This is a genomic window from Candidatus Peribacteria bacterium (assembly GCA_023038255.1).
GTDB lineage: Bacteria > Patescibacteriota > Gracilibacteria > Peribacterales > Peribacteraceae > CALREJ01.
On record CP082927.1, the window covers coordinates 45,855 to 72,054 of the forward strand.

Annotated in this window: 24 protein-coding genes, 2 tRNA genes and 1 other RNA gene; 15 read left to right on the forward strand and 12 right to left on the reverse strand. The window is 52.1% G+C overall.

Going from position 1 to position 26,200, the window contains the following annotated elements; translation table 11 throughout:
* Positions 1-95: 95 nt before the first annotated feature.
* A tRNA-Thr gene (locus tag K8942_00210) sits at positions 96-170 on the reverse strand.
* 183 nt (positions 171-353) lie between these two features.
* Here K8942_00210 and rnpB point away from each other — a divergent pair.
* From rnpB to K8942_00230, 4 genes are all read left to right on the forward strand, one after another.
* Positions 354-731: RNase P RNA component class A (gene rnpB, locus K8942_00215), an RNA gene on the forward strand.
* 45 nt (positions 732-776) lie between these two features.
* On the forward strand, positions 777-2,171 hold the full coding sequence (locus tag K8942_00220; GenBank protein ID UPA22627.1) for an exopolysaccharide biosynthesis polyprenyl glycosylphosphotransferase: 1,395 nt from the start codon (positions 777-779) through the stop codon (positions 2,169-2,171).
* A 313-nt stretch (positions 2,172-2,484) separates the two neighbouring features.
* Complete coding sequence (locus K8942_00225) at positions 2,485-2,820, forward strand: hypothetical protein (protein UPA22628.1); 336 nt, start codon at positions 2,485-2,487, stop codon at positions 2,818-2,820.
* A 52-nt stretch (positions 2,821-2,872) separates the two neighbouring features.
* Positions 2,873-3,274 carry a hypothetical protein gene (locus K8942_00230; GenBank protein ID UPA22629.1) on the forward strand — a complete coding sequence of 134 codons (402 nt, stop codon included), beginning with the start codon at positions 2,873-2,875 and terminating at the stop codon, positions 3,272-3,274.
* Here K8942_00230 and K8942_00235 read toward each other — a convergent pair.
* The 4 genes from K8942_00235 to K8942_00250 all read right to left on the reverse strand — a co-directional run bounded on the left by K8942_00235 (position 3,271) and on the right by K8942_00250 (position 8,280).
* Positions 3,271-5,556 carry a hypothetical protein gene (locus tag K8942_00235; GenBank protein UPA22630.1) on the reverse strand — a complete coding sequence of 762 codons (2,286 nt, stop codon included), beginning with the start codon at positions 5,554-5,556 and terminating at the stop codon, positions 3,271-3,273. The genes K8942_00230 and K8942_00235 overlap by 4 nt on opposite strands.
* Before the next feature lie 102 nt (positions 5,557-5,658).
* Positions 5,659-6,933 (reverse strand): transcription termination factor NusA, encoded by a 1,275-nt coding sequence (nusA, locus tag K8942_00240; protein ID UPA22631.1) that lies wholly within the window; start codon positions 6,931-6,933, stop codon positions 5,659-5,661.
* 146 nt (positions 6,934-7,079) lie between these two features.
* Complete coding sequence (locus tag K8942_00245) at positions 7,080-7,952, reverse strand: glycosyltransferase family 2 protein (protein ID UPA22632.1); 873 nt, start codon at positions 7,950-7,952, stop codon at positions 7,080-7,082.
* Entirely contained in the window at positions 7,843-8,280 is a 438-nt protein-coding gene (locus tag K8942_00250) for a hypothetical protein (GenBank protein UPA22633.1), read from the reverse strand. The genes K8942_00245 and K8942_00250 overlap by 110 nt, the downstream gene beginning before the upstream one ends.
* 55 nt (positions 8,281-8,335) lie before the next feature.
* On the opposite strand from K8942_00250, the gene tsaB reads away from it, so the two are divergent.
* Positions 8,336-8,995 carry a tRNA (adenosine(37)-N6)-threonylcarbamoyltransferase complex dimerization subunit type 1 TsaB gene (tsaB, locus tag K8942_00255; protein ID UPA22634.1) on the forward strand — a complete coding sequence of 220 codons (660 nt, stop codon included), beginning with the start codon at positions 8,336-8,338 and terminating at the stop codon, positions 8,993-8,995.
* Between the two features lie 2 nt (positions 8,996-8,997).
* Here tsaB and K8942_00260 read toward each other — a convergent pair whose 3' ends face one another.
* Positions 8,998-9,897 carry a hypothetical protein gene (locus K8942_00260; GenBank protein ID UPA22635.1) on the reverse strand — a complete coding sequence of 300 codons (900 nt, stop codon included), beginning with the start codon at positions 9,895-9,897 and terminating at the stop codon, positions 8,998-9,000.
* A gap of 148 nt (positions 9,898-10,045) precedes the next feature.
* On the opposite strand from K8942_00260, the gene secA reads away from it, so the two are divergent.
* Positions 10,046-12,802 carry a preprotein translocase subunit SecA gene (gene secA, locus K8942_00265; protein ID UPA22636.1) on the forward strand — a complete coding sequence of 919 codons (2,757 nt, stop codon included), beginning with the start codon at positions 10,046-10,048 and terminating at the stop codon, positions 12,800-12,802.
* Positions 12,803-12,804: 2 nt separating this feature from the next.
* Here the strand turns inward: secA and K8942_00270 are convergent, their stop codons facing one another.
* A complete protein-coding gene (locus tag K8942_00270) occupies positions 12,805-12,987 on the reverse strand; it encodes a hypothetical protein (protein UPA22637.1) in 183 nt (60 codons plus the stop codon).
* Between the two features lie 125 nt (positions 12,988-13,112).
* On the opposite strand from K8942_00270, the gene K8942_00275 reads away from it, so the two are divergent.
* From K8942_00275 to K8942_00295, 5 genes are all read left to right on the forward strand, one after another.
* Positions 13,113-14,624, forward strand: coding sequence for an S-layer homology domain-containing protein (locus K8942_00275; GenBank protein ID UPA22638.1), 1,512 nt, complete (start codon positions 13,113-13,115; stop codon positions 14,622-14,624).
* Positions 14,625-14,675: 51 nt separating this feature from the next.
* The gene (locus K8942_00280; protein UPA22639.1) at positions 14,676-15,641 is read left to right on the forward strand and encodes an AAA family ATPase; all 966 of its coding nucleotides are present in this window, start codon (positions 14,676-14,678) and stop codon (positions 15,639-15,641) included.
* A 51-nt stretch (positions 15,642-15,692) separates the two neighbouring features.
* Positions 15,693-16,979 carry a UDP-N-acetylglucosamine 1-carboxyvinyltransferase gene (murA, locus tag K8942_00285; protein ID UPA22640.1) on the forward strand — a complete coding sequence of 429 codons (1,287 nt, stop codon included), beginning with the start codon at positions 15,693-15,695 and terminating at the stop codon, positions 16,977-16,979.
* Positions 16,980-17,033: 54 nt separating this feature from the next.
* Positions 17,034-17,570 carry a hypothetical protein gene (locus tag K8942_00290; GenBank protein UPA22641.1) on the forward strand — a complete coding sequence of 179 codons (537 nt, stop codon included), beginning with the start codon at positions 17,034-17,036 and terminating at the stop codon, positions 17,568-17,570.
* Positions 17,571-17,610: 40 nt separating this feature from the next.
* Positions 17,611-17,685 (forward strand) — tRNA-Arg (locus tag K8942_00295).
* A 41-nt stretch (positions 17,686-17,726) separates the two neighbouring features.
* On the opposite strand, the gene K8942_00300 is transcribed toward K8942_00295, so the two are convergent.
* The gene (locus K8942_00300; GenBank protein UPA22642.1) at positions 17,727-18,479 is read right to left on the reverse strand and encodes a hypothetical protein; all 753 of its coding nucleotides are present in this window, start codon (positions 18,477-18,479) and stop codon (positions 17,727-17,729) included.
* A gap of 194 nt (positions 18,480-18,673) precedes the next feature.
* Here K8942_00300 and K8942_00305 point away from each other — a divergent pair, with 194 nt between their 5' ends.
* Entirely contained in the window at positions 18,674-19,219 is a 546-nt protein-coding gene (locus K8942_00305) for a hypothetical protein (protein ID UPA22643.1), read from the forward strand.
* Positions 19,220-19,348: 129 nt separating this feature from the next.
* Positions 19,349-19,936: a hypothetical protein gene (locus K8942_00310; protein UPA22644.1), complete on the forward strand. Its 588-nt coding sequence runs from the start codon at positions 19,349-19,351 to the stop codon at positions 19,934-19,936.
* Here K8942_00310 and K8942_00315 read toward each other — a convergent pair.
* The 3 genes from K8942_00315 to K8942_00325 form a co-directional block, all read right to left on the reverse strand.
* On the reverse strand, positions 19,933-20,457 hold the full coding sequence (locus K8942_00315; GenBank protein UPA22645.1) for a hypothetical protein: 525 nt from the start codon (positions 20,455-20,457) through the stop codon (positions 19,933-19,935). The genes K8942_00310 and K8942_00315 overlap by 4 nt on opposite strands.
* A 104-nt stretch (positions 20,458-20,561) precedes the next feature.
* Positions 20,562-21,611, reverse strand: coding sequence for an exosortase/archaeosortase family protein (locus K8942_00320; protein UPA22646.1), 1,050 nt, complete (start codon positions 21,609-21,611; stop codon positions 20,562-20,564).
* An 8-nt stretch (positions 21,612-21,619) separates the two neighbouring features.
* Positions 21,620-23,023: a hypothetical protein gene (locus K8942_00325; protein ID UPA22647.1), complete on the reverse strand. Its 1,404-nt coding sequence runs from the start codon at positions 23,021-23,023 to the stop codon at positions 21,620-21,622.
* 84 nt (positions 23,024-23,107) lie between these two features.
* Between K8942_00325 and K8942_00330 the strand changes: the two genes are divergently transcribed.
* The gene (locus K8942_00330; GenBank protein ID UPA22648.1) at positions 23,108-23,641 is read left to right on the forward strand and encodes a DUF1697 domain-containing protein; all 534 of its coding nucleotides are present in this window, start codon (positions 23,108-23,110) and stop codon (positions 23,639-23,641) included.
* A 234-nt stretch (positions 23,642-23,875) separates the two neighbouring features.
* Here K8942_00330 and K8942_00335 read toward each other — a convergent pair whose 3' ends face one another.
* Entirely contained in the window at positions 23,876-24,256 is a 381-nt protein-coding gene (locus K8942_00335) for a hypothetical protein (GenBank protein ID UPA22649.1), read from the reverse strand.
* Between the two features lie 142 nt (positions 24,257-24,398).
* On the opposite strand from K8942_00335, the gene K8942_00340 reads away from it, so the two are divergent.
* On the forward strand, positions 24,399-26,126 hold the full coding sequence (locus K8942_00340) for an S-layer homology domain-containing protein (protein UPA22650.1): 1,728 nt from the start codon (positions 24,399-24,401) through the stop codon (positions 26,124-26,126).
* Positions 26,127-26,200 lie beyond the last annotated feature (74 nt).

Sequence of the window (26,200 nt, forward strand, 5' to 3'; positions counted from 1 at the left end):
CTCAAGAGTGAGCACAACGCAGGAAGCAGATAGCGGCGATAGCAAAGAGCGGGGCCCTATAGTAAAAAGTGAGGGATATTTGTCAATCATTTTAGTGGAGCCGCTTGTCGGATTTGAACCGACGACCTACTCATTACAAGTGAGTTGCTCTACCACTGAGCTAAAGCGGCGTACTTACGGATTTTACCCTATTACTCATACCCGACCGAGTTACATTGTTTCCTGACGCCTCACTATGTGAGGCTGGGCACTGAGCTAAAGCGGCGAACTTAGGAACTCGGGCACTTTACATTTGCTGAGGCAAAATCCCAAGCCTTTTATTGTCAAATTCAGGCATTTCCGGCATAATAGGGTTCTGCTCTTTGATGATCGCCCCAATCCAGCCTCGGCTGAGATTGTGGGAGGAACGTCCGGACTCCACTGAAACGCCATGCGGCTAACGGCCGTCGCCTCGATATAATCCATAAAATCGGGGTAGGACAAGTGCCACAGAGACGATCCCCTTTAGTGGGGAGTGAAACGCCACGGAGTACCGTGGATTGTGCAACACACGTGTATGCATAATCGGTAAACTCATGGTGGAGCAAGGAGGAATTGGGTTTTTGGAATCAGTGATGGTTTCGTCACTCCATCTACCCCTCCGCATCGAGGTATCCAGGCAACTGGTACCCCAGAGAGATGATCATCCACTCGCAAGAGTGACAGAATCCGGCGTACAAGAGCAGGATAAAGCAGCCACGCTTAGCGTGGCTTTTTTGTGTATACTCTCCATAACTATGAAAAAGTCCGAGGCCCTCTTCGGCTTGGCGCGTATTCCATTGGATGCGCTTGCTGTCTGTGCAGCGCTGCTTTTGAGCTACCGCCTGCGTGAGGCGAATATCGATCTCGTGCCGTCGGTCCAGTTGCTCGACACAGCATCCACGCTGCCCGAGTTCTGGTGGTACGTCCGCGGCTTTATCCTTCCGAGCGTCGCGGTCTACGTTGGCATTGCCACTATGGTTGGGCTGTATGCATTGCAGTCGACGCGTAGTGCGTGGAATGAAGTGGCACGTATATTGCTTGTCACCCTTCTCTGGCTGGTCCTGGTAATGGCGTGGTTTTTCCTTGTCCGCAGGCAGTTGTTTTTTTCCCGTATCCTGCTGCTGCACTCGCTGTTCTTCATGACATTCTTCGCCATCCTCGGACGTGCGAGTGTGACGGTGTTGCAGCGGTCGCTTCTGCGGTCGGGAATTGGGGTGCGGTATGTGGTCTCAGTTGGGAAGCAGAAACTGGCAGACAGTGCGCGCAGGACTCTTGCACGGGATGCGCGGTATGCGTATTTGGGACACGTGACGAATCTGGATGCCATCATGAAACTCAGCAGCAAACAGAATCTGGATCTTGTACTTCAGACAGATCCCAACCCTGAAAGTGATACCACCCTTCTGCTCATCGACTTCTGTCGCAGCCACCATATCGGCTACGCATTCCTGCCGCCGGTCTTTGCGGATGTCCCGCATCAGCTTGTGGTTGAACGCTTGGGATTACTCCCCATGATCCGCTTCCGCCCCACGCCGCTGGATGGATGGGGACGTATTTTCAAGCGCACATTCGACATCATCATCAGCCTGATTCTCCTTGTCCTGCTCTCCCCCGTTTTTCTGATTGTCACGCTCGCCATTCTCATCGATTCCGGTCGGCCCATTTTCTACGTGTCGAAACGTGTGGGCGAAGAGGGAAAGAAAAAAATAGGCGTGCTCAAGTTCCGTTCGATGATTCCCGATGCTGACAAGCGCAAGCAGGAACTCATCGATAAAAATCACCGCAAGGACGGTCCGCTCTTCAAAATCAAAAATGATCCGCGTGTGACCCGTGTAGGCGCGTTTCTCCGCCGCTGGTCCATTGATGAGTTCCCGCAGCTTCTGAACGTTCTGGGGGGCTCTGTGTCCCTTGTAGGGCCACGTCCGCATCTGCCCGAGGAGGTCAAACTCTATAGCTCATATCAGCGCCGTGTGTTCGCTGTTCGCCCGGGTGCCACAGGGCTTGCACAGATCTCCGGTCGCTCAGACCTGAAGTTTGACGAGGAAGTCGCGCTGGATCTGAAGTATGTGGAGGAGTGGACGCTCTGGTTGGATTTGTGGATTTTGTGGAGGACGGTGGTGGTAGTGTGTTCGAGGAAAGGGGCGGATTAGAAGTGTCACACTGCTTGCCGGCCGTAGCTTTTAGCGAAGGCTGGAGGACGCTCGAAGTGTGATGTATGTGGTTGTTCTGTTTTTGTATTGTTTGCCCTTCGGGGTCGTTCTTTCTTGTCTGCCCGACAAGAAAGAACCAAAGAAACGCACCGGCACCAAACGCCTCTCCACCTGCCGCAACACCCCTCGTTGGTGCCGGGAGCCACCCCTTGTACCTCTTAGACCATGACGTCTGTCAGTCTTTATTTCTGAAAGCTGAAAGCTTCCCTTAATCTCATTCCTCATTCCTCAATCTTTTGCTACCATTTATCCAATGAAGAACCTCGATCGCATCGTCGCCGGCGTCTGCGGACTTATTCTCCTGATTGTTGCTGTGCAGAGCCTGTTCCCGCGCGCCTATGTACCGGCTCCGCCACCACCTCCGCAGGAGATTGGTACCTGTACGGGTGAGCCCATCCTCGTGGACTTTGCATTCACAGGGGGCGTGAACGAGCCGTGGACCTGCCGCGAACAGTGCGACGACAATGAGCCGCGCTATATTCTGTATACGAACGGTCGCGCAACACAGTGTGAAACGCCGCCGGGATGTAATGACACGGGGGAGGACAACAATATCACCTGCGTGCCGCCGGTGAAATCGGTGGAGTAAGCGACAGGGTTGAGATTGAGGAATGAGGAACTGTTATAGTGGTTGCATGAGTATGCGACGACTATCGATTCTATTGGCAGTTTTATGTGGAGGTTTATTCCTGATTTTTGCTGTCTTTACATGGCCTGTGTGGGGATCGATGATTCAGGATTACAGTACCAGAGTAGCTTTTAGCGAGTCTGATTGGCTCGCCGGTGTTGATGGGAGAGCTGCGAATCCAAAGCGGACACAAATGGTTGATAGCCTGCTTCAGACTGTTGATTTTCATGGCAGAACGAAAACAGAAGTTATTGCCATACTCGGCGATCCGACACCGGCGGATTATTTTTCAGAGTATGATTTAGTCTACTGGCTCGGGCCGGAGCGAGGATTTTTGAGTATTGATGATGAATGGCTGGTATTCACGCTCGATAATTCTGCGAAGGTGTCTGACTACAGGGTCATCACTGATTAGAACAACTTCAACTGATCCGGCTCCTTTTTCGCGGGAGCTTCATCCGCCTGCACATCATCGCTTTCGCCAAACTGTGCCAGATACGCAATCACGCGTTTGCCGTAGCCTTTTTCCTTGAGCCTTTTATCCAGCACCATCATCTCCCCGCCATCAACGCGCTGCCTGCAGAACATACGCAGTAACCGGAAGCCACGGCACTCCACCCTCGGCAGTGCGTAGCCTTCGAAGGAATTACGGTGGTGGTCTTTGCGCTTGCCGAAGACCGGGTGGTTTGGGTGATCAAATGGGAGTGCCTCCAGAATCAGGCGGTCGACGGAGTTCTGCGGGAGCTCGGAGCCTTCGTACATCCACGGCGTGAGGATCATGATGGTGGTGCCTTCGCTCGTGAGGAATTCTGACTCCATACGGTTCTGTCCGCCGGAGAGGCCCTGGCAGATCAGTGTCACGTTTTTCTGTTCGAGGTTCTGCGTGTGGTCAATGTAGAGCTGCTCGATGGTGCGCTTGCTGCCGGCAAGGATAATAGTTTTTCCGGGGAGAGGATCTTTCAGGAACGTTGCCGATGTCATGTCATCCGGGAAAGACACAGTGACAGGACAGGGTGTGCGCCGGTCATCAATGGTGGAAAGTACGGGGCGCTTCGGGGGCACCACTTCCACGACAGACTCGGTACAGCCGCGCGGGACAAGGAGTGTTGTGGCGTAGACGTCGTACAAATACCGGTCGAGGAAACGGTCGACGTATTCGGGCGCGGCGTTCAGGTACAGACTTCCGTTGATGCGGCTTTCGGCCCAGACAATGTTCTCGCTCAGAAGAGAGGGCTCCAGCAGGGCAGCGAGTTCGAGGAGCATCTGGCGGGTTTTTTCGGGGAGATCTGTGCCCGACAGGATGTCCCCTACCTGTGCGCGGAGGCCTTTGGTTTCGGGGGTGTCGAGATCGCCTTTGGTGATGAAGTGCACGTCTCCACCCTGGCGGATTTTTTCCACCCAGATACTCAGCAGATCCGTGAGGCTGGTGAGCATCTCATCTCCGGATGATGCGGCGCGCAGATTGTCGATGCTGCATTCATGCCCGAAGGCCTTCGTGGCGGTGTCCTCCAGCATGGAGGCATCATCAATAATAATGTGTGCATCTTTGGTGAGGGCGCTATGCGCGGCATGTCCCGCATCAGCTAGGAACGCAAGGAGCTGACGGTGGTCCAGCAGGAACACGCTGGAGGATGTTTTAAACTGTGACGTATATGCATCCGCCTGTTCGGTGCAGGCAAGCTTGCCGTACCAGATGTCTTTTTCCACTCCGTGCAGGGAAAAGTCATTGCGTGTGCGTGGCTTGAACCAGCGCAGTTTCATGGCGAGCAGTGCCTCGTCCGATGTCATGGATGTCTGCGCGAGCAGGGCGGTTTCTGCATCGGGGTTGAGGAGCAGATGTGCGGGGTGGATGACGGTGACATGGTCCGGAATATGCAGGCGGCTCAGTTGTGCTTCCAGATTCTTGACCGCAATCCACGTTGTCCCGTCGCTCTCCGCAGCACCATTGATGATCTCCTGGAGCCCGTCCGGATGGAGGCCTTCTTCATACAATTGCACGGTTCCTACCGCAGGTTTCACAACTGTCACTTTCCGCTCCCCGATCGCCGCTCCCTGATCTCCAGCTAGTGGTGCAATCCACGATGCTCCTGCACCTCCTTCCTGCGGCAGCGCATCGAAGAGTCGAGCGTACCCGGAACCCGTTCGTCCGAGCATGTCTTTTGCAAAGGCCAGTTCCTCTGCATTCAATTCCAGCAGTCTCTCCCAGATTTTTCCGAGCAGTTCGAGTGTGGCGCGGACATCGCCGAGTGCTCTGTGCGCAGGTGCATGATTCAGCTTGAGCGTCGCGCTCATGTACGCCAGTGAGTAGCTCCGGAACTCCGGAAACACGAGCGATGCGAGCATTGAGGTATCAATCCACGGGCGACTACTCAGATCAATCCCCTCACCGCGGATCATCCCGATATCAAAGCCAAGGTTTTGTCCCACGAGCAATGTATCTTCCCCAATATGTCCGCGGATCTCCTCCAGTTTTTCCTCAAAGCGCGGCTTGTCTTTTATATCCTCCGGGAAAATACGCGTGAGGATCTGAATGTGTGCTGGGATTTCTTCTGTCACGCTCAGCAGTTGCTCAAACGTATCTGTCACCTGACCGTCTCTTGCCTGCATGGATGCAAATTCAATGACATGATGCACTTTCGGCACGAAGCCGGTTGTTTCTGTGTCGAGGACGGTAAAGGGGAAGGGGGGCAGTTTCATGGAGGGAGGATAGCAGATAATGGTTATGGGAAATCAGTTATGGGTTATGGGAACCTATAAGAGACCCCATAACCCATATTCCCATAACTCATAACCCGTTCATTACGCAGCCACAGCTCCTTCCCCTGCCATCGGCTGATCGCTGTCCGGAGTCAGAGATGCCGCTTCCCCGGTGGCAACGTCTGCCGCGGGGACAACCTCAATCTTCTCCTGCAGTTCTTCAATTGCTTCTGCGTTGGTCTCTTCAACCGTGTCCGACTGCATCATTTCTGTGCCGTCGCGGAGGGACGAGAGCTTGGCCTTGAACGCAGGCAGCTCTTCGTAGTTATACATGTCGAGTTCGAAGCCTGTCAGGTCCGTTGCGAGTCTGATGTTCTGGCCTTTCTTTCCGATCGCCATCGGGCGCTGTGCTTCTTCGACGAACACGGCTGCACGCTTTTTGATGCGGCGGCCCTGGTCATCCACCTGCTCGGTTCCGTTCACAATAATCACGGCGGAAATGGCAGCGGGCTGAAGAGCAGTGGAAATCAGTTTGATGGCGTCCTCGCTCCACTCAAGCATGTCGACGCGCTCACCATTGATCTCTTCCATCACCGCCTGAATACGCACACCTTTCTGTCCGACACAGGCGCCGATCGGGTCGATGCGCGGGTCCTTGGAGCTGACGGCGACCTTGCTGCGGAATCCGGCATCGCGGGCAATACCGCGGATTTCGACATCACCATTGCGGACTTCCGGAATTTCGAGTTCAAGCAGTTTCTTCACAAGCAGCGCATGGGTGCGGCTGATTTTGAGCTGTGGTCCTTTGCCGGTCATTTCGACTTTCTCCAGGAACACGCGGATGCGCTTACCGGTGTAGTAGTGTTCGCCGGGGATCTGCTCACGCCATGGGAGCGAGACGGTCATGCCTTCAATTTCGAGCGTCACCCAGTTCGGGTCGACCTTCGTGACAGTTGCTGTCAGGAGTTCGCTTTCGCGGTCCTTGAACTTTTCAAACAAGCTCATGCGCTCTGCTTCCTGGAGTTTCTGGAGGATCACCTGCTTGGCAGCCTGCGCAGCAATGCGTCCGTACTCTGCGGGCGTCACATCAATCTCCACTTCGTCACCAACCTCAACATCGCGCTTGATGCGCTTGGCATCGTCAAACTTCATTTCAAAGTTCTCGTTTTCCACTTCCTCCACGACTTCTTTGATGAGCAGAATGCGCGGCATCTCCGCACCTTCGTCGAGCTCGACGCGGATTTCCATTTCTTTGTTACCGTAGTCCTTGCGGTATGCGGTAGCGATAGCCTGTTTGACGGCTTCGATGACCTGCTCCGGAGAGACATTTTTCTCGGAACAAATCTGATTGATAGCGGCGATGAATGATGCGCGCATAGGATGAGGGGTTAAGATTGAGGGATGCGGGTTGGTCACACTGAGCGGAGCCGAAGTGTGCGGCAAAACCACCATTCCGATGCTACGGAATAGTGTGAATTACTGAAACCATAGCTAGTATAGCCAAATTGACATGCAGCGCAAGGTTATTCGCGGCTGCTCAGGCCCTTCAAAAACGCCCGGTAATGCCGTCCCCGCATGGTCGGCGTCAGGGCAATTAGCCTGTATGCAAGCAGTTTCAGCCCGGTTGGCATCCGTCCCAGTTCCGGATAATCCGCGGTTAAGAGTGTGAGGGATGTGCCGAGTGTTTCCATACGTTTGAGAGAATCACCCAGTTCGATGTGATGATGATGCAGCGCCGTCGCATCGCGTTCGTAGAAGAGCGGAATCTCTGCGTCACGCAGCTGCTTGCCCCAGAGAATATCTTCCCAGCCGTAGAGTGTTGCGTCTTCGTTGAACGGGAATTTTTTCGCAATGGCAGTCGGTACACTGATGTTGCTGGTGTAGGTGAAACGCTCCTGCATTTCTGCCGGAATCAGCATGCCTGCGTATTTTTTGATGATCGGGTACCCGAACTGCCAGCCTGTTTTTTCGAGCCAGCGCATCACGCTATTAATGCCGCATGCCGGGTCCCATGTCGTGAATCCAAGTACGGCAATGGGGCGCGGGTTGAGCGTTGAGGCCTGTGTCTGCATCCGCAGATGTTTCTCGCACGCATCCGGCGCCAGAAAAATATCATCACCAATAAAAAGGACATACGGGGCAGTCGCCTTCTCCACTCCACGGTTGCGCGCGACTCCCTGTTGCGATTTTGGAATGGCAAAATACTGGATGGACAGGTCATGCGTTGACGGGTTCAGCATGACACGGGTCTCTTCGTCGTCTTCACCGTCGTGGACGACAATCACTTCAAGCTGATTTGTGATGGTCTGTTTCGCCAGTGCCTGCAGACATTTCTCCAAAATGACCGCCCGTTTGTGTGTGGGGATGATGACCGAGAGGATCGGCTGGTTCGGCATAGATCGATTGTAGCGCAGGTTCAACCGGTGTGGGCTCAGAATATTGAATCTGCTCCTTCAGCAGATCGAGGGGGCGGATAATAGTCCCATAGGATTCGTAAATTTCAGGAATACGACAGAGTGCCACTGTGTATATCTGTTGCACTGCATTAATTAAATTCTGTATGTGAGCGGATGTCACTTTGTCATCATCAGCCCGGAGAATCAGATGGAGCCGGACTGCAGTGATGACGCTTTCACGTAAAATTGCCAGATAAGAAGCCTCTCCTTCCACTGGTGTGAGAGGATATGTTTCTTCGATGCGGGAAAGACAGTTGGCTGTATTCATAGTAGTAAATTAATATAATTTCAGTATTTTGTCAAATAGGTCTACAATCGGGCCTATGAAAGCGATTTTCCTGAACTTTGCAAGCAATAACTCTTCTCCGGAGGCAGAAGCCTGCTTTGCGCTTGTGACTGAAGAAAAGACGGTTGCCTACACCCCCGTGGATCACCGTATTGGCGACAGTGGATTGATGCCCTTACTCGAAGAAACCCTGCAAAAGGCCGGTTGGACCTACAAAGACCTCACACATATCGCCTGTATAGTCGGTCCGGGCGGATTTACCAGTCTGCGCATGGCGGCATCACTGGCTAATGTCATCGCTGATCAGTTGAAGATCCCCGCTACAGGCATTCATCTGTCTGATTTGTACTACGTACGATCTAAGAACCCCAATAACCAATCACCAATCACCAATAACCCATTCATCTGGTTTCATTCTACAAAGAAAACGGATGTCTTTGTTCGTACATTCGGCATTGAAGAGTCGCCCTGGGAAGATCCAACACTCGTTCCCGTCGCAGATCTTGCAGCCCATAGCTCGCAGCTCGCAGCGTCGTCCTGGAGCGGCGAACTCATCCCCGACCATCGCATCATCATCGATTCATTCTCGTTACAGCCCGCAACACTACAGCCCGTTGCAGATATTCTTCCTGCATTTCTCGCACCCCAAACCTACGGTACAGGCTTGCTGCAGCCGTGGTATGGGAGAGGATGGTGATGTTACGCAGCCTGGGCTTCCCAGAACCTGTTGATCGCGTCGATGTGTGCGGCATCAAAATCTTTCTGTGCCTGGGTAATGTCCTTTTTGTGTCTTCCAAGCTCCTCGTGATGCACGTCAATCAGGCGCTGCATTTCTTCCGGCTTGAGCGCAGCCAGTACCACAACGGGTTCAGGGCCATTTTTACCGTTTCTCTGAATGTCTTTAAAGGCCACGTCTTTCCGTTCGTACTGCGCATGCAGAAGATCGGTTTGCCACGCATTGAACGTACAGATGCTCTCGCAATGGCCCTCACCATTTTTCAGATAGACCATTGTGTCTTCGTGCGGCTTTGTGGTGGTCATGAAGAAAGATCCGACCGGAACATCTGTCCATTCAGTAGAGCGGAATAACATGGTCTGAAGATGATCCAGTGTCTCCTGATTCGTCCCACGGGCCTTCTCTGCAAGCAGCAACTCTTCGCGTTCGCGCATAATCTGCAGCGGACCCGGCAGGGGCCTGTAGTGGACGGGTGTACGCAGGAGGGTTTCGTATTTTTTACGAATCTCATCCTGGCCTGGAACATACGCAACCTCCACACGCCTATTGGCATCCATGTTATTGCTGATGCGCATAGGGTCAGGCAGATCCGGGACGGGTAGTTTATTGGCCTCAGTGCGCACCTGGTTCATTCGTAGCGCATACTCTCTCTGTTCCTGTATAGACTGTCTCTTCGCAAGATCACTTTCCGTCGGTGCCGTGATGCGCACACGCCGGTCGCCCTGCTTTTCCCACAATTTATCGTCTCCCGCTTCTGTAAAGAGGGTGCCGTCCGGGAGATTGCCAAAGGCGTCATCACGATAATCCGGCTGCGGAGAGTGTGTACGAGGGCAAAGACGGTGTTCGCGGAGTGAAAACTGCATAGAGTGTATATTGGTATGAATTGTTAACATTATACAACAAATTATGGATTTAATCAACTATGAATAATACCCAAAAAGACGGGGAAAAGATGCGTTTAAGGCGAGGATTGCTATACTCTTCGCTCTTCATTCAGATATTCTCAAACGTATGGCTATTCTCGATTCCCTCAACAAACTCCTCGGCGACCCGAACGAAAAAGAACTCAAGAAAATCCGCCCTGTGGTTGCAGAGGTGAGAGCATTCGAAAAGCGTCCGGAGATCCGCGCCCTGACTCTGGCCGATTTGCCTGCAAAGACTGAAGAACTCAAAAAGAAAATTGCGGATGGCATGACACTCGATCAGATTCTGCCGGAGGCATTCGCCGTCGCCATCCGTGCCTGTGAACTGCTGGTTGGCCACAAGGAAATAATCGGGCGTCAGGAATTTGTGTGGAATATGGTGCCGTTTGATGTGCAGATTCTGGGAGGAGCGGCGCTGCACAAAGGCATGATTGCAGAAATGAAAACAGGAGAAGGAAAGACGCTCGTGTCTACATTGCCGGTGTATCTCAATGCTCTCAGTGGCAAAGGCGTCCACGTTGTGACGGTGAACGACTACCTCGCAAAGCGCGACAGCCAGTGGATGGGAGTGCTCTACAAGGCACTCGGTCTCACGGTTGGTGTCGTCGTCCATGGCATTAACACCGAAGACCGCCGCGCCGCCTACGCATCAGACATTACCTACGGAACCAACAACGAATACGGGTTTGATTACCTGCGCGACAACATGGTGAGCAGCATCAAGCAGCAGGTGCAGCGCGGACTAAACTTCGCCATTGTGGATGAAGTAGACTCGATTCTCATCGACGAAGCCCGCACCCCCCTCATCATCAGCCAGCCGGCGGAGGAATCCACAACCAAGTACATGCAGTACGCGATGCTTGTAAAAAACCTGCAGGAGAATGTGCACTACACGAAAGATGAAAAGCAGCGTGCAGCGGTGTTGAGTGATGAAGGAATCAAGAAAATGGAAGAGCTTCTCAATGTGGAAAATATCTACACCGAGAAAGGATTCGAAGAAGTGCATCACATCGAACAGGCGCTCCGCGCGCATGCCATTTATCAGCGTGATGTCGATTACGTGGTCTCGAACAACGGCGAAATCGTGATCGTCGATGAATTTACCGGACGTCTGATGCCGGGCCGCCGCTACAGCCACGGTCTGCATCAGGCGATTGAAGCGAAAGAAGGGGTGGAAGTGCAGCGCGAATCAAAAACACTCGCAACCATCACGTTCCAGAACTACTTCCGTTTGTACAAAAAACTCGCCGGTATGACCGGTACCGCAAAGACGGAAGAAGAGGAATTTGAATCCATCTACAAGCTCCGCGTACTCGTCGTGCCCACACACCGCCCGATGGTCCGCGACGACCGTTCCGATGCCATCTATCGCACTGTGTCTGCGAAATTCAAAGCTGTCGCAAAGCTCGCAAAAGAGAAAAATGCACTCGGTCAGCCGGTGCTCATCGGCACAACATCCATCGAAAAATCCGAAGTCCTCTCGCTTCTCCTTAAGCAGGAAAATGTGCCGCACCAGGTGCTCAACGCCAAGCATCATGAACAGGAAGCAGAGATTGTCGCCGGAGCCGGACAGAAAGGATCAGTGACGATTGCGACCAACATGGCCGGTCGTGGAACAGATATCAAACTCGGTGACGGTGTGCAGGACCTTGGTGGTCTCGCGATTCTCGGAACAGAACGTCATGAATCCCGCCGCATTGATAACCAGCTCCGCGGTCGCGCCGGACGCCAGGGTGATCCGGGAGAGTCTCAGTTCTTTGTGTCCATGGAAGATGATCTCATGCGTTTGTTTGGTGGTGACCGTCTGAAGATGATGATGGAACGTCTGAATGTGCCGGAAGATGTGCCGCTGCAAAACGGTATGGTCAGCCGCAGTATTGAAGGTGCGCAGAAGCGCGTGGAAGGACATCACTTCGACACCCGTAAACACGTGCTCCAGTACGACGACGTCATGAACAAGCATCGTGCGCTTATTTATAAGCGGAGGCAGAAGATTCTCGAGAAGATCGACGAACAGGTTATGGGTGATGGGTTATCGGTTATGGGAAACGAAAATGCTGATGGATCGTTGCATGAAGATATTCTGCGTTCTATCAAAAAAGAAGGACGCAATATTGTCATGACACATGCGGTCGGACAGGATCCGGATCAGTGGGCTATTGAAAAAATTGTCGATGAATTAAGTGGTCTGCATCCGCAGTTCAGAGAGATTCTCAGTGAAGCAAAACTGAAGACATTTGTGGAGCAGGAAAAAATGGCAGACGCCGTCGAGCAGGCGCTCGGATCGTTCTACGACATCAAGTGCAAAGAGAGTGGCGAAGACATTGTGGCGCAGGCAGAACGCGTCATCACCCTGCGTTCCATTGATACGCACTGGATGGATCACATCGATGACATGGCACATCTGCGCGAACAGGTGGCCTTTGCCGGCTACGCCCAGCGTGATCCGGTCATTGAGTATCAGGACCAGGGCTTCCGCCGCTTCCAGAGTCTGCTGAATAACATCGAAAGCGCAATTGTGCGCGCCATTCTCCAGGTTGATTTTGCCCAGTTCGCGCCGCGCCAGATTCTTGAGCAGGCCGAACAGGATCTTGCAGGTCTCACCACGAACGAAGCACAGATTGAAGGAGAGCTCGACCAGACCGGTGTCGGTGCGCTCAATGTTCTGAATGAGAATAACCAGAACACGATGCTCGGGCAGGCGGTCCGTCAGCAGCTCGGTGGCCAGCAGCGCGTCACAACTCCGCAGGCAAAGCCTTTGTCATCGGAGAAAGTCGGACGCAATGATCTGTGCCCGTGCGGCAGCGGGAAGAAGTACAAGAAGTGTCACGGACAGGACGAATAAGATCACTTCTTCTTTTTCAGATCTTTCGCATCCGGCTTCTTCTTTTTCTTCAGCATATTGATAAGTGTATCCGGAACGGGCAGTGCAATTTCCGCGACGACCCATCCGACTCCATCCAGAATTTCTCCGGCAATGCTGGAGGATTTTTTCTTGGGTGGAACAGGCTCTGGTTTTTTGGTGGCCATGAGTATGATGGGGGGAAGAGTTTCCTCTCTATGACTCCCTTTTGAACAAAATGTGACAATAAAGAAAGGAAGAATTCCAGGAAGTGTCATACCATGTAGAATGATCGTTATCTTCCCCATTACCCATGAAAATGTTCCTCTCTTCATCTGCCATCGCAAGTCTCGTATTGTCTGCCATCGCTTTCTTTCCGCCGACACAAGCAAGCGCACTTAGCTGTATGCAGGCTCCCCCCTTTACAGAGGCCGTTGCACAAGCAGAAATCATTCTGGAAGTGATGCCGTTGCAGCTTGCTTCAACAGAGGAGATATCGTTCCACTGGGATGTAAAAGTGCTGAAGACGTATAAAGGCGATGTGACGGTTGGTGCGAGAGTGCAGGTGATAGAAAGCGTCTGGCCTTCCACGAAGGATTATCAGTCCGCTCTTCATGAGGAAGAGCCGATGCTCCTCTTCCTCCGTGCCAGTAAAATACCTGACACATTTATTTACGGCCTCTGTGACTTTACGAGCCGCTCTCTGGTCGAAAAGCCGCTGACTGCGGAGGAGAAAAAGATTCTCAACGCAGCATCAACAGACGACACATGCCAGCCTTATGTCTGTAAGGACGGCACTACACATGCGCGTTGTGCAGCAGATGGAACCGTCATCAATTACTTTGCACCAGTGTGTCTGACACATGGCGGGGATGCAGAAGCGTCTGGGTTCACCGATGTATCAGCGACTCATGCGAATGCAGATGCCATCGCGTATGTGAAGGCAGAAGGTATTGTCTCCGGTTATGCTGATGGAACGTATCGGCCGGATCAGACTATCAATCGCGCAGAGTTCACAAAAATCATCACTGTCGCGCTGTACGGGCAGGCAATGATCGACCAATGTGGATCTTTCTATCCTTTTTCCGACGTCCCGCGCGATGCATGGTACGTGAAACATGTCTGTCGTGCGCGTGATGGCTGGCTCTTGAGTGGTTATCCGGACAATACCTTCCGCCCCGCGCAGAATATTAACTTTGTAGAGGCAGCAAAAATTCTGGCAAACGGCTATAACCTGATTCATCGCGAAGAGCACTGCAACGGCAAGCTCTGCCCCGATGTCGATACAGTGGACCATCCGTGGTATGAGCAATACGTCCGTGCTCTGGCTGCTGAAAATGCCATTCCTTTCTCTATTGTCGGTCTGAATCAGGCGATCACCCGCGGGGAAATGGCGGAGATCATTTATCGTTTGAAGACGAAAAATACCGACAAGCCATCACGGACATATAACTATCTCCTTGGATTAATGGAAACATCCGGCGAAGACGACAGTGTTCGCAGAGATGATAAGCGAAGTTCAGATGTGAACAGTATTCTCAGCGCGATCCGTTTCTACGCTCTTGATCACAATGGATCATTGCCATCAGGAATTCCTTTGAATGAATCCCTGGAAATTTGCAGCGATACTGAATGTGATTCTTCTTTTGTGGAGCTTCAAGTGCTGGTTGGAACCTATCTTCCTGCCATTCCTCAAGATCCGCTCATTACAAGTCAGGCAGAGACTTTCTACTTTATCTCCCGTGACAACGCCGGATATGTCACTATTTCTGCGCCGCATGCAGAGTCAAGGGTAGTGAGTGTTACGTTGTCCGTTGGTAATTAGGGTATCGTTTTACGGAGTTTTGGATGTAAGTCTGTGCTAGACTTATCCCCCATGTCTCCCCAAAAAATAATCGGCCATGCCCGCCAGCTTGCGGAACTTGCAGCGGATATTGAAAGCAAGAATATCGCGCACGCGTACTTGTTTGCGGGAACGCCGAACCTCGGAAAGACAACGGTGGCGCAGTGGTTTGCGCGTGAGCTTTTGACGGAGGGAAAAACGCACGAGGAAAAAGAGGAGATTGATCACCAGATTCTGCACATGATCCATCCGGATCTGATGGTGCTGGATCAGCTGTGGATTGAAGACAAATGCGAAGACTGGGATGTCATCGCACGTTCAAGCAATGTACCCCAGCAGCATCGCGCAAAGGCACCTGCCATGCGGACGGATGTCATTGGGATCGACGACGTACGCGAGATCCAGAGCCGCTTGCAGGAGACGGGAAACGGTCAGTATCGCTTCTGTCTTATTCGCGGCATCGAACGTATGCAGGACGCTGCGGTGAATGCGCTCCTGAAGACGTTGGAAGAGCCGCCGCCCGGACGCATTTTTCTGCTCACGACAGACTCACTCCAGACCGTACTTCCCACTATCCTCTCGCGATCCCGCGTGATCCGATTCCAGCGCGTCTCCGATCGGGACGTCGCAACACTGCTTGAAGAAACAGAGGAAGAGGATCGCCGGTTTATTCTGCACCTCGCACAGGGCGCCCCCGGCCGCGCGATCCGCCTGGCCAATGATCCCGATGCACTGCGTGAAGAGAAGCAGTTCCATCAGCAGGCGATGTCGTTCTGGAATACATCGTCCCCCATCGATCGCATGATGGCGCTGACACCGCTGCACGAACGTGGGGCAGAGTCCGAACGGTTCCTGTTTCACCTCGCACTCGCGCTCCGGGAGAAAGGTGAGTACACGCATGCACAGCAAAAAGCGTTAAATGAGCTTGTGGAAGGACTTCGGACAAATGCGAGCCGTCCGCTTATGACAGAGCATTTTGCGACCCAAATCGCCCAATAATCCCGTATTTTTGAGTATCTTTGGGAGATTTTCCCCTATAATCGTCGCTCTATGGATATTCGGTATCACATCACAGGCGGTATTCCTTTGCAGGGCGAAGTGACGATCAGTGGATCAAAAAATGCAGCCTTGCCGCTTATTGCCGGATCAGTGCTCGTGAGTGGCATCACTGTGCTCCACAACGTTCCACGTCTGCGTGATACAGAAACCCTCCTGAAAATTCTCGAATTCCTCGGTGCCACGACGCATTTTGAAAACGGTACCGCCACCATCGATACCACCAAACTTGAAAGCAAACCGATCCCGTCCGAGCTTGTCTCCAAGCTGCGCGGCGCCATTGTGCTTCTGGGTCCGCTCCTCGCACGCTTCGGTGTTGTTGAAATGTCCTATCCGGGTGGATGTGTGCTCGGCAAGCGTCCGGTTGAGGCGCATGTGCTGGCTCTCATGCAGATGGGTGCGGAGAACATGAGTACCTCGGATGTCATTCACCTCCAGGGGAAACTCCAGCCGAGCCGCATCATCATGCCCGCTTTTTCTGTCACCGCGACAGAGATCGCGATTTGGGCTGCAGCCGCAACGGTCGGCGAGACGCGCATCGACATTGCCACCGCTGAGCCCCACGTACAGGCTGTCTGCCGTATGGCGCAGGAGATGGGTGCAAGAGTGGAGGGAATCGGCACGAACACGCTTATCATCCACGGAGTCGGCCACCTGCGTGCGGTTGAATTCCGTGTGCCGTTTGATTATCTGGAAGCAGGATTGTTCGTTATTGCCGCTCTCGTCACAAAAGGAAAGCTGAGACTCCGCGATGTTGATGCCAATGACCTGATTGTCTTTCTCGACACTATCCGCCGCGCCGGGGGGCTCTGGAAATATGATCCCGCAGAGCGTGTGCTGTTTGTGGATGGCGAGCTCTCTATTCTCCAGTCGATGAAAGTGCAGACCGGTATTCACCCCGGCTTCCCAACGGACTTACAGGCCCCTATGGGAGTGTTGATGACGCAGGCAAAGGGGGTGAGCCGTATTTTTGAATGTATCTTTGAGGGGCGCATGGCGTATCTGTACGAACTGGAAAAGATGGGTGTGCACATGGAAATCCTCAATGCCCATCAGGCGCTTATTATCGGTCCTACACCTCTCAAAGGCCGCACCGTTGCATCCAATGATATCCGTGCCGGTGCCGCTATGGTCCTTGCCGGGCTCTGCGCAGAAGGCCGCACCATTGTGACAGACGTGCATTACATTGAGCGTGGTCACGACAGGCTCGACGAGAAGCTGCGCAGCGTCGGGGCTAAAATCGATCGCGTCGTGGTCGATGCACCTCCGCCCCAGTCGTAAGCCCCCGTATTTTCCCTAGCCCAAACCCTCACCCTCACCCTACAATCTATACATATGGCACAACTGACTTTCTCTCTCGTTGGCGGCTCCACCCTGAAGTGTTCCGGTGGTCCTATGCCCTTCACCGTCTTTCCGGACAAAGTCCAGAGCGGCGTCCTGAATCTTTTGCCGTCTCCGCAGGAAAGTCCCAGCCGCGAAATCATTTCCTGGCCGGGTGAGTACGATATTGCCGGCATCACCGTGCGCGGTATTGGCCAGAACGAAGGTCAGAAAGTATCGTATGTACTCGACATCGACGATATCCGCTTTGCCTTCCCTGCGTCTCCGCTCGAAGACTGGCGCGATGAAGACATCGAACGCATGGGCGAGGTCCATGTGCTTGTTCTTCCTGCAGAAGACCCCAAGAAATGCCAGGCGCTCCTGGATGAAGTGGACCCGCGCGTTCTGTTCATTGTGCCCGGCAGCGACGGCAGTCTGAATCCGGATATGCTCAAGTCCTGCGGCGCAGCGGACAAAGAGCATGTAAAGGAATTCAAGCTGAAGGGAGCCTTTGGCGCTGAAGGACGTGAGGTTGTGGTCTTCAGTAATTAAGCATCGACGCATTCAGAGGAATTACCTATCCTTTTGCCATGCCCCTGTAGTTCAACGGATAGAACAGTCCCGTCCTAAGGGATAGATATTGGTTCAATTCCAGTCGGGGGCACCATTCGACTTCGGCCTTGCGGGGCCTCCGCAGCGGATGCTCACTTAATTTTTCTTCATTTTTTCCGCCGTGGTCCACAGTAACCAGAAAGCGTTTGTCATCATTTTAAAGATGGATTCTGAATCGATAATGAGTCCAAATTGGGCACTTTCTTCATAACAAAGAAATCCTACTTTGCTTCTATCGAACATCAGGATCTCCAAGTCGTTGTCGAGTGGATCGGGAAATTCCAACAAGCAATGTTCGCGAAAATGCAGAGCATCATCCTTATGAATTTGTTCATTGGTGGGATTTCGCGGGCAAATGAGTCGAATAAAATTCTTACGTGCCTTGCGTTCGGGAACAATGTCTTTTTGAATAAAATGGAAAAGTTCTTTTGGCATTTTTGCGTAATCCGAAAAACCAACGGTTTGCCCACTGGATTGCGACATATCACGAAGGACCTCTTTTAAACCCTCCATTCCTTCATAAAATCGCACACGGGGCTTTAGAGGTGATGCAAATGCGATATCCATGAGTTCCGGTAAAATACTTTCGGCATCACGGGCTGCAGACTTAAAACGCTCAATTAAATTACGCGGAGACGTTGCGGAAATGTGATGAACACCTTGTCGTTTCGTGATCGACAGTACTCCTCTTCTTGCTAGCTGTACCGTAATATCGTAGACAGTTGAGCGCTTTAGATGCGTCTTTGTTGCCAGTTGCGTGACAGTGGCCTCTCCTTTTTCGAGGGCAGCCAAATAGATTTTGGATTCTTTATCATTTAATCCATTATTAGCGAGGACGTTTTCGATCATCCCTCCATTGTAGATTATTTTATCGGAAAAAGCGATAGTAAATTTATATTTAAATAGATAAATCAGAGAGGTTTATCAATACTTTACAAATGTATATTTTACTTAAAATATAATACTTTGCATACTATGTACAGCTGTTACAGCAGCTTGTTCTTTTCATTACCAAGGTGCCAAACTCAGAAAGTAAGTGAATCATGTTCGCACTCTCACTGTCCCCTCAGGTCGGACTCGTTCAGCAGCAAGCCATGGAAATGCGGTGTGACATCTGCGGTGCAGCTATGGTGCTAGAAGATGAAGGGGTCATGCATCACTGTCACTGGGATTGTCCCGAGAAGGTTGCCGCTCGTCTATTCCGTCACGTCAGGAAACTGCGCGAACAAGTGAATATACGTTGTGTGAAATGTCTCACTGGAAAATTGGGCGTGAATAGGTGCGACTTCTTCGAGTGCAGATCGTGTAAAGCGCAGTACTGCAGAAGATGGATCAATGGAGAGACAATCGACAATCTTATTGAACTCATCGATCGATCCAAGGACAATATAAATGACGCATGCATCTCTGCATATCTTCTGAGTAAGCCGGGCAAGTGCGACTTTCCTGAAAATGATTTCTCAGAGCAACTGAGGGAGGTGAATCGCGTGCGAAAAGCCATTAAGCGCGAACTGAGAAAGCAGCGCCACTGGTTGAGCAATACACATATTTATTTTAATGGCGAAAAGTATATGGCAACCACTGAATAGCTTGTGGCAAGACGGCACATAGGTGAAAAGAGCCCAGCCTCTGCATGTATTGCAGAGGCTTTTTAGGGTGCAGGTCGCCCTCTGGTAAAAAATCTTTAAGATTCATAACAACATCCATACACTGCATCCGTGACCCTGACTGTTCTCACAGGCCTTATTGGCGCAATCATTCTCGTTTGTGGTGCGGCCTATCCGCCCGAAAAAGTTACACATCCCGCGCGATCTGTAAAAAACTGGCTCTTTGCGGCTGGCGGTTTTTTGATGCTTGCCTATTCCCTGCTGAATTATTTGGCGGGCGACACTATATTTTTTCTTATTCTCCAGATCTTCATTGCGCTGACCACGGTATTAATGATGCTGAATACTCATGATCGATTCGACACGCCGCTTATTATGGGGATCGGCATTATCATGGTCCTCTGGTCTCTGGCGTTGTTTGAAGGCATCAACACGGTGTTTTTTGTGATCGGACTGTCCGGTATCGGACTGGGGTATGCACTTGATATGGGTACTCTGAAACGGGAAATAGCACTGACAACCGGCAGTGCCCTTATTTCCCTGTTTAGCTTTGCCCAGGGTGACCTGATTTTCTTCTGGCTCAATCTCTTCTTTGCGCTGTTTTCCGGATGGTATGCGCTGAGAATGCTGCGTGCCACGCGGAGAATCGCATACAATAAAACACCCCCTGTCATCCATGACAGAGGGGGGGGCGTTTAGTACGTCTCGGCAGGAGCGATAAATGACACCAGTACGTATCGTGCCTTTGGGTTGTGAGGATGCTCCACAACAGATATCCCTTCTTTTTTGAAAGTGGGGATATGGTCAATATCGCGAATGCTACTTGCGACCGACGCAAGTTCGTCGGGAGATTCACGCCAGGGTGTGGTGACTACGCCAAATGCAGATTGTTCCTCATCGGATCGAATTCGGAGGATGGAATCGATCAGGAGAGTGCCTTTCATGGCCGTTTTGAATTCAATCGTTGCATCAGGCCCTTCGATGCGAATGGTCGGTTCCTCGGTTGTTCCTAGCTGTTCTTTGATGAGCTCAGCCCACGGCTCAATTTCACTTCGAATGGGTTTTGCTTTGAAGTGGGCCTCCCAGCGCAGATCTCCTACGCGTTGGATGTTATGGACAGTGAGAGGCTCGCGAGGAGGAGCCGGACGACACAGGATGAGGATGGGAAATCCTACGCTGATGACTAGCAGGAACGACGCAATGGCGATCTTCTGAAACATCTTGTACTCCTAGCCGGGGGGTGTAAAAAAACGCATACGTCAGACAACTGCCTGACGTAAAGCAAGTATGACGTGCTCTTTACTTGTCAGCAATCCCGCGTGACCTACCCCTTCTTTTTGCGTGGTACAGGGGCTTTTTTAATATGTGGTTTGCGCAATGGGGCCTTTTTTGGGGCAGGGGCTGGGAGGGTGACGTGCGGCAGGATAAGGCGCAGATAGAGCACGCAGAACACAAAGAGCAGCAGGGAACCCGCAGCTCCGTGGAACAGGGTGAGTCCCATATCCGGAGCAAAAGAGCCGACAATCATAATCAGGACAATGCGCAGGATGTTTACAAGGAGGATCAGGAAACAGCCGAGCAATGCTGCCGCAGCGGCATGCGGAACAGAGATTGTCCGTTTTTTGGAGATCTTCCAGCAGAGAAACAGGAAGAGTCCGAGAAACAGAACAATCGCGGAAAATTCCGAACAGCTGTAGCCAAACTCCGCAGTGAAGCCATTGTACGAAAGTGCCCATCGATTCATAAAAGATTCCCCGCCCGGAAGGATATTCAGAATCGACTGCGTGACAGAGACCGTCCATGGTCCGATGTGATGATAGTACGCAGCTTCCGGCACTGAACCGAAGAGGTAGGCAAGAAAGATTGCCGCCAAAAACACCAGTGTGAGCCCGTGTCTGCGGATGAAGGAAGATGGAAAAAAGAGAAACAAAAGCGGAACCAGCGGAAGCAGGAGAATGGCATACAGGCTGGTGACCACAATCGCTGTATTGACCAGTGGGTCGCGATCAATGAATTGCGCGAGGAGGTTGAGTGAGTCATCGGATGGGTGCGTGCAGACCCAGACGATAATGAGTGCCACACACAGCCCTGCCAGCGCCCCGGTTACTTCTAGTGCACTCGGTCGGGCAAGTGTTTTGAGAGCGCGGATGTGGTCATAGCTCAGAACCCCGAACATCCCAAGCAGACAGGCTAGAAGAACGAGCGGGAACGAGGAGATGCCACTCGGACCAATGGAGCCATTGGTAGAAAAAGGATCAAGGAGAGTGGAGTTAAACAGAAAGAAGAAGCCCAGAATACAGACGTAGAGCACGCACAACCGAAAGAAAAGCGATCTGCCGGAAGGAGTAAGCCGCTGCAGAAGAGGGCGTGGCATGGAGAAAATCAGAACAGTCGCTCGAGATCGTATCGTGAGAGAATGAAGGCTCCGCCAATGAAGAGCAGGCTTAAAGACCACCACGAGAAGAACGGAACCGCAGTGGGGCCGGAGACGTTTGCGTCAGCATCGACGAAGAGAGTGTAATACACCGTCATGCGCATGTGGTCGATGCGCACAATGGGAGTGCCGAATTCCTGCGAGACGCCCGCTGCAAACCCAAAGTTCGATGCGTTCACATCGCCCCCTCCCAGTGTTGCCCCCCACAGATCCGCGGCGCCACCATACGTCGTGTAGGTGTTGATGCTTGGCGTGGCACCAATACCCTTATCTGTCCCTGTTGTAGATCCGTTTTTAATCAGCATAATCGTGTCTTCGCTCCAAGCTCCTCCGTTATTGTCCGACCAGTAAATTTCGGCCATCACACCGTCGATCGTGTCATTGCTTGCAATGGGAAAGCTAAAGTTCGTGGCATTCAGAAGCTGGCTCAGGCGGTCTGCTCCTGTGACAGCTGCCGAAGCGTATGTACCGTTTTGCGATGCGGCGTTGCTCGGGTTGGACCATGCAATAGTGCCGCCTCCACCGCTGCTAAAGGTGCCGCCGCTCAGAGGGCCGCTTGTGGGATCGATGATGTAAGGAAGAGACAGTTCTGCTGCGTTATAGACATACGTGTAAGACCCGTTTACCTGCTGAACGATGTGTACAGGCGTGGGTAGCAGTGTTTTTTCTGTATCAGTCAGAAACGGTTTCTCCGTGGAAAAGACCTGTTCCCCATTGGGGTCCACAAAGGTAAACACATCATCAGCGAGCGATGCAGTCAGCCCGTTCGATGGAACGATGCGGAACGAGAGATCGGCGGGATGGGCGGTGGAAACATGGATATTTTTTTGCACACTGTTCCCGGTTACATTCCAGCGGAGGATGGTTCCTTCGCCCAATTGATACGCAATGGTGGTGTCATTTTCAATCACTCCTTTTGCATTCCCCGCAAAGGAGACGGTAAAGCTGTAGCCGTCCTGCCACACGGTGTAGCGCGGACGGAGGAGATCGAAACGGATGCGCACATTGTTGCTCAGTCGGTCAAAGACAAAGGTGTCACCCTCTTTTCGTCCGGTCTGTTCTGTGGGAATGAGTTGTCCGTAGATATCGCGTGTGAAAATGCCATCACTGGCGGATACACTCGCATATTTTCCCGGCGATACCTCGAAGGTTGCCGACCGTTCCGTTCTTTTGGTGATCACCTCCCGCGCGGTCTCCGGCATATGGAAATCGGCGGGGTTCAGTACTGATGCGGACGGATAGGTTGGGGACAGCTCCGATGCATTTCCTGCAATGGACAGGAAAGGAATGGCAAAAGACAGCGCGCCGGATACGTACAGAATTTTTTGAAAATGTGCGCGTGAAAACATCATCGGGATTTAACCATAGAATGTGGCTTTATTTCAATGAAAAAGACGCTCTCCGCACGTTGTTATTTCCTCTGATACACTTCTGTGGTGAATCACTTCATTGCATTCTTACGCGGCATCAATGTGGGTGGCAACAAGAAAGTGCCGATGGCGGATCTAAAAATAATGTTTGAGACAATGGGATATACGAATATCCGGACACTCCTCAATAGCGGCAATGTCCTCTTCGATGCAGATGAAACATCCGCCTCTCTTCTTGCAGAAGCGATTGAAGCACAGATGGAACAGACATTCGGCTTTGGTGCGCATACCATCATCCGCACGCTTGATGAGATGCAGGCACTCGTGCAGTCGAATCCGTTTAAGGGTATCAGGGTTACACCTGCAATGCGTCTCTACATCACTTTTCTCACCGATAAGCCGACGGGCAAGCTGAAGATTCCGTACGAGTCGCCGGACAAGCTCTTCAAAATCCTTGCCGTCACCGATTCACATATTTGCAGCGTACTAACGGTGACCGACACAAAGAATACGACCGATGCGATGGGGATTCTGGAGAAGGAATACGGGAAAAACGTGACGACGCGGAATTGGAATACGGTGGAGAAAATGCTGATCTAACGGCACAGGAGATAGTGACAGCCTTATTTGAAGGGGGTATAAACATGCTAACGAGTTCCTGTCCTTCAATGCGGGGAGCCGTGAATTCCACAATGTTTCGGATCGTTCCTTGGGCTACAAGAGTAAAACTATGACTAGTCATAGAATTGCATCTCGAACACCTCTCGTGACCGATCTCTATGCCAGGATCCTGGCACTAACATTAAAGAGTCTCCCCCGGACAGGAACTCTTTTTTACGCTGCTTTCATCGGCAAAATCGCAGTCTCTGGATCGTCTGCATCTGCACGGCCCAGGCTGTTGTATTCAAATGTCATGTAGCTCATTAATGTGCCACAGATAGCATCAATCTCCTGCTGTATTTCTGAAAGCGCATTTGGTTGTGTAGTGGAATCAATCTGAATAATGATTTTGCCGGATGGTCCCCAGGGGGTCGGGAAAGAGCAGCCACTGACGCCAGAAACGGCAATCACCTGATCATGAATCCTGGTCCACATGTTAAAAATCTCCTCGTCCCGTCTGCGGATATTTGCAGCTATCACCTCGGAGCCCAATTCATGTGCTTCACTTCCCAGCATTTCTGCCATCGGAAGCCGTAACTGTGTATCAGGTGACATCAACAGGAAACGCTACTCCAGGAATATGCGTCGCGAAATGGATTCTTTGTGTTCAGCATCCTTCGCATACCACAGCTGTCTTCCGTAAAAACTTCAAGCATTTTTTCGCCCCGACTTTCCGTTTCTGGTAGAGTGTAGCACTATGAAACGCACCGCCCTCTTTCTTGGTTTACTCGCCCTTCCTGTCACGACGTTCGCACTGGATTTTTCCAATGCAACGAGTCAGTACAAAGATGCACCGTTCTCCACTGCGGAGACTGCAGGCATCAGCGTGTTGACCAATCTGACGGCTGTGACTGGTAACCCGGATGGGACCTTTGCGCCAAACCGCATCGTGAACCGTGCGGAGTTTTTGAAGATCCTCTTCAAGAGCCACCCCGATATTCTTGTCACGGACAATGACGCCTCCGCCTGTTTTCCCGATGTCCGCAAAAATGACTGGTTCAGCAGCTACGTATGTCTCGCAAAAACCAGGAAAGTAGTGGGCGGATATCCGGATGGATTCTTCCGTCCAGCCAACCCCGTGAACTATGCCGAAGCACTGAAAATGCTGTCCGAGCTCTACAGTCCGTACCCGGTTGTGTGTCTGGATGAAGGCGCACGCGGCGAATGTTCACAATACAAAACATACGAAGACGGAGCCCCATGGTATGAGCAATACACTGATTGGGCTGTGTCCGAAGGTCTCATGATTCCTGGTGGACCGGCAATTGCTGCACCTCTGACACGCGGACAGGTGGCGCGCCTCGCTGCATCATACCGCGCATGGTTCGATGGTGAATTGGCTCAGTACCGCGACTTTGAACGCGGCAAGACACCGGCTTCATCCAGCAGCTCTGTATCGTCTCAATCATCAAGTTCCTCGTCATCGGTCTCCTCCTCTTCATCTGCATCATCCGTCAGCGTTTCCTCCTCTTCCTCGAGCAGTGCTGCCATCAAAGAATTCCCTGCAGCCAGCCATTTCCTGCTGACAGGCAAGCGCACGCCCGTGGTGATGGATGGTATCTTCACGAGTCAGTCCGAAGACGGGTTGCTGCGTATTGTCGATATCACTCTGCGACAGGAAGTGAAATCCATTGCCAGCATGACGCTCGTGGATGAACAGGGAAAAGACATCGCAACGCTCACACTCGGAACAGATAACAATGCAGATCGTCGCAAGTGGCGCGCATCTCTTCCGGAGAGCAGCACCTACAAACTGCTGCGTGGTGTGCCTACGCTCCTTGGTGTGAAATACACGCTCTACGACCGCACGAGCGGCGGTGTGCCGAATGAGTTTGTGGATGGCGTGGAGAAGTTCTCCATCACCCTCAGTGGGGTGGCAACCAATGCATCCATTCAGGTTGTGCCGGCAAATACACATTATCCTCAGCACCAGACAAGCGATGCACGCATAACAGGTCTCTCCAATGCAGGATCACCCACTGATGTGATGACGCCTGGCACAAAGCGCCTGATCGGTAAGTTTGCGATCAGTGGCCAGACGGCAACAGGCGGCGTACTGCGCGTGACAGGACTGTCGTTTGTCAGAGAGTCCAATCACATTTCCCTCTCAAACATCCGCATCGGCGGTCCGGCAGAAGTGGAACAGGCAGATTGCGGGATTGATGCGCAAAGTAATCGCGTGACCTGTGGCGTGATTCCTGAAGGGTATCGCTCCGTCGGTGCCAGTGCACTGATTCTCTCTGTGTTTGCAGATGTCACCATCGACGAAGGGTTCCAGGAAGGCACGCTCCGGATCACGCTCCCCGGTCGCGGACAGATTGGACAGGTTGGTGCACTCAAATGGGAAGACAGCTCCGGTCGTTACAACTGGATTGAAGCTGACGTGCCGTTTGAAAGCGGGACGCTGTGGACGGTGAAGCCGTGACGGGTTATTGGTTATGGGTAATGGGGTACTATAAATGAGTTTTTCTTAAAGAGAATGCCACCCCCGATAACAGG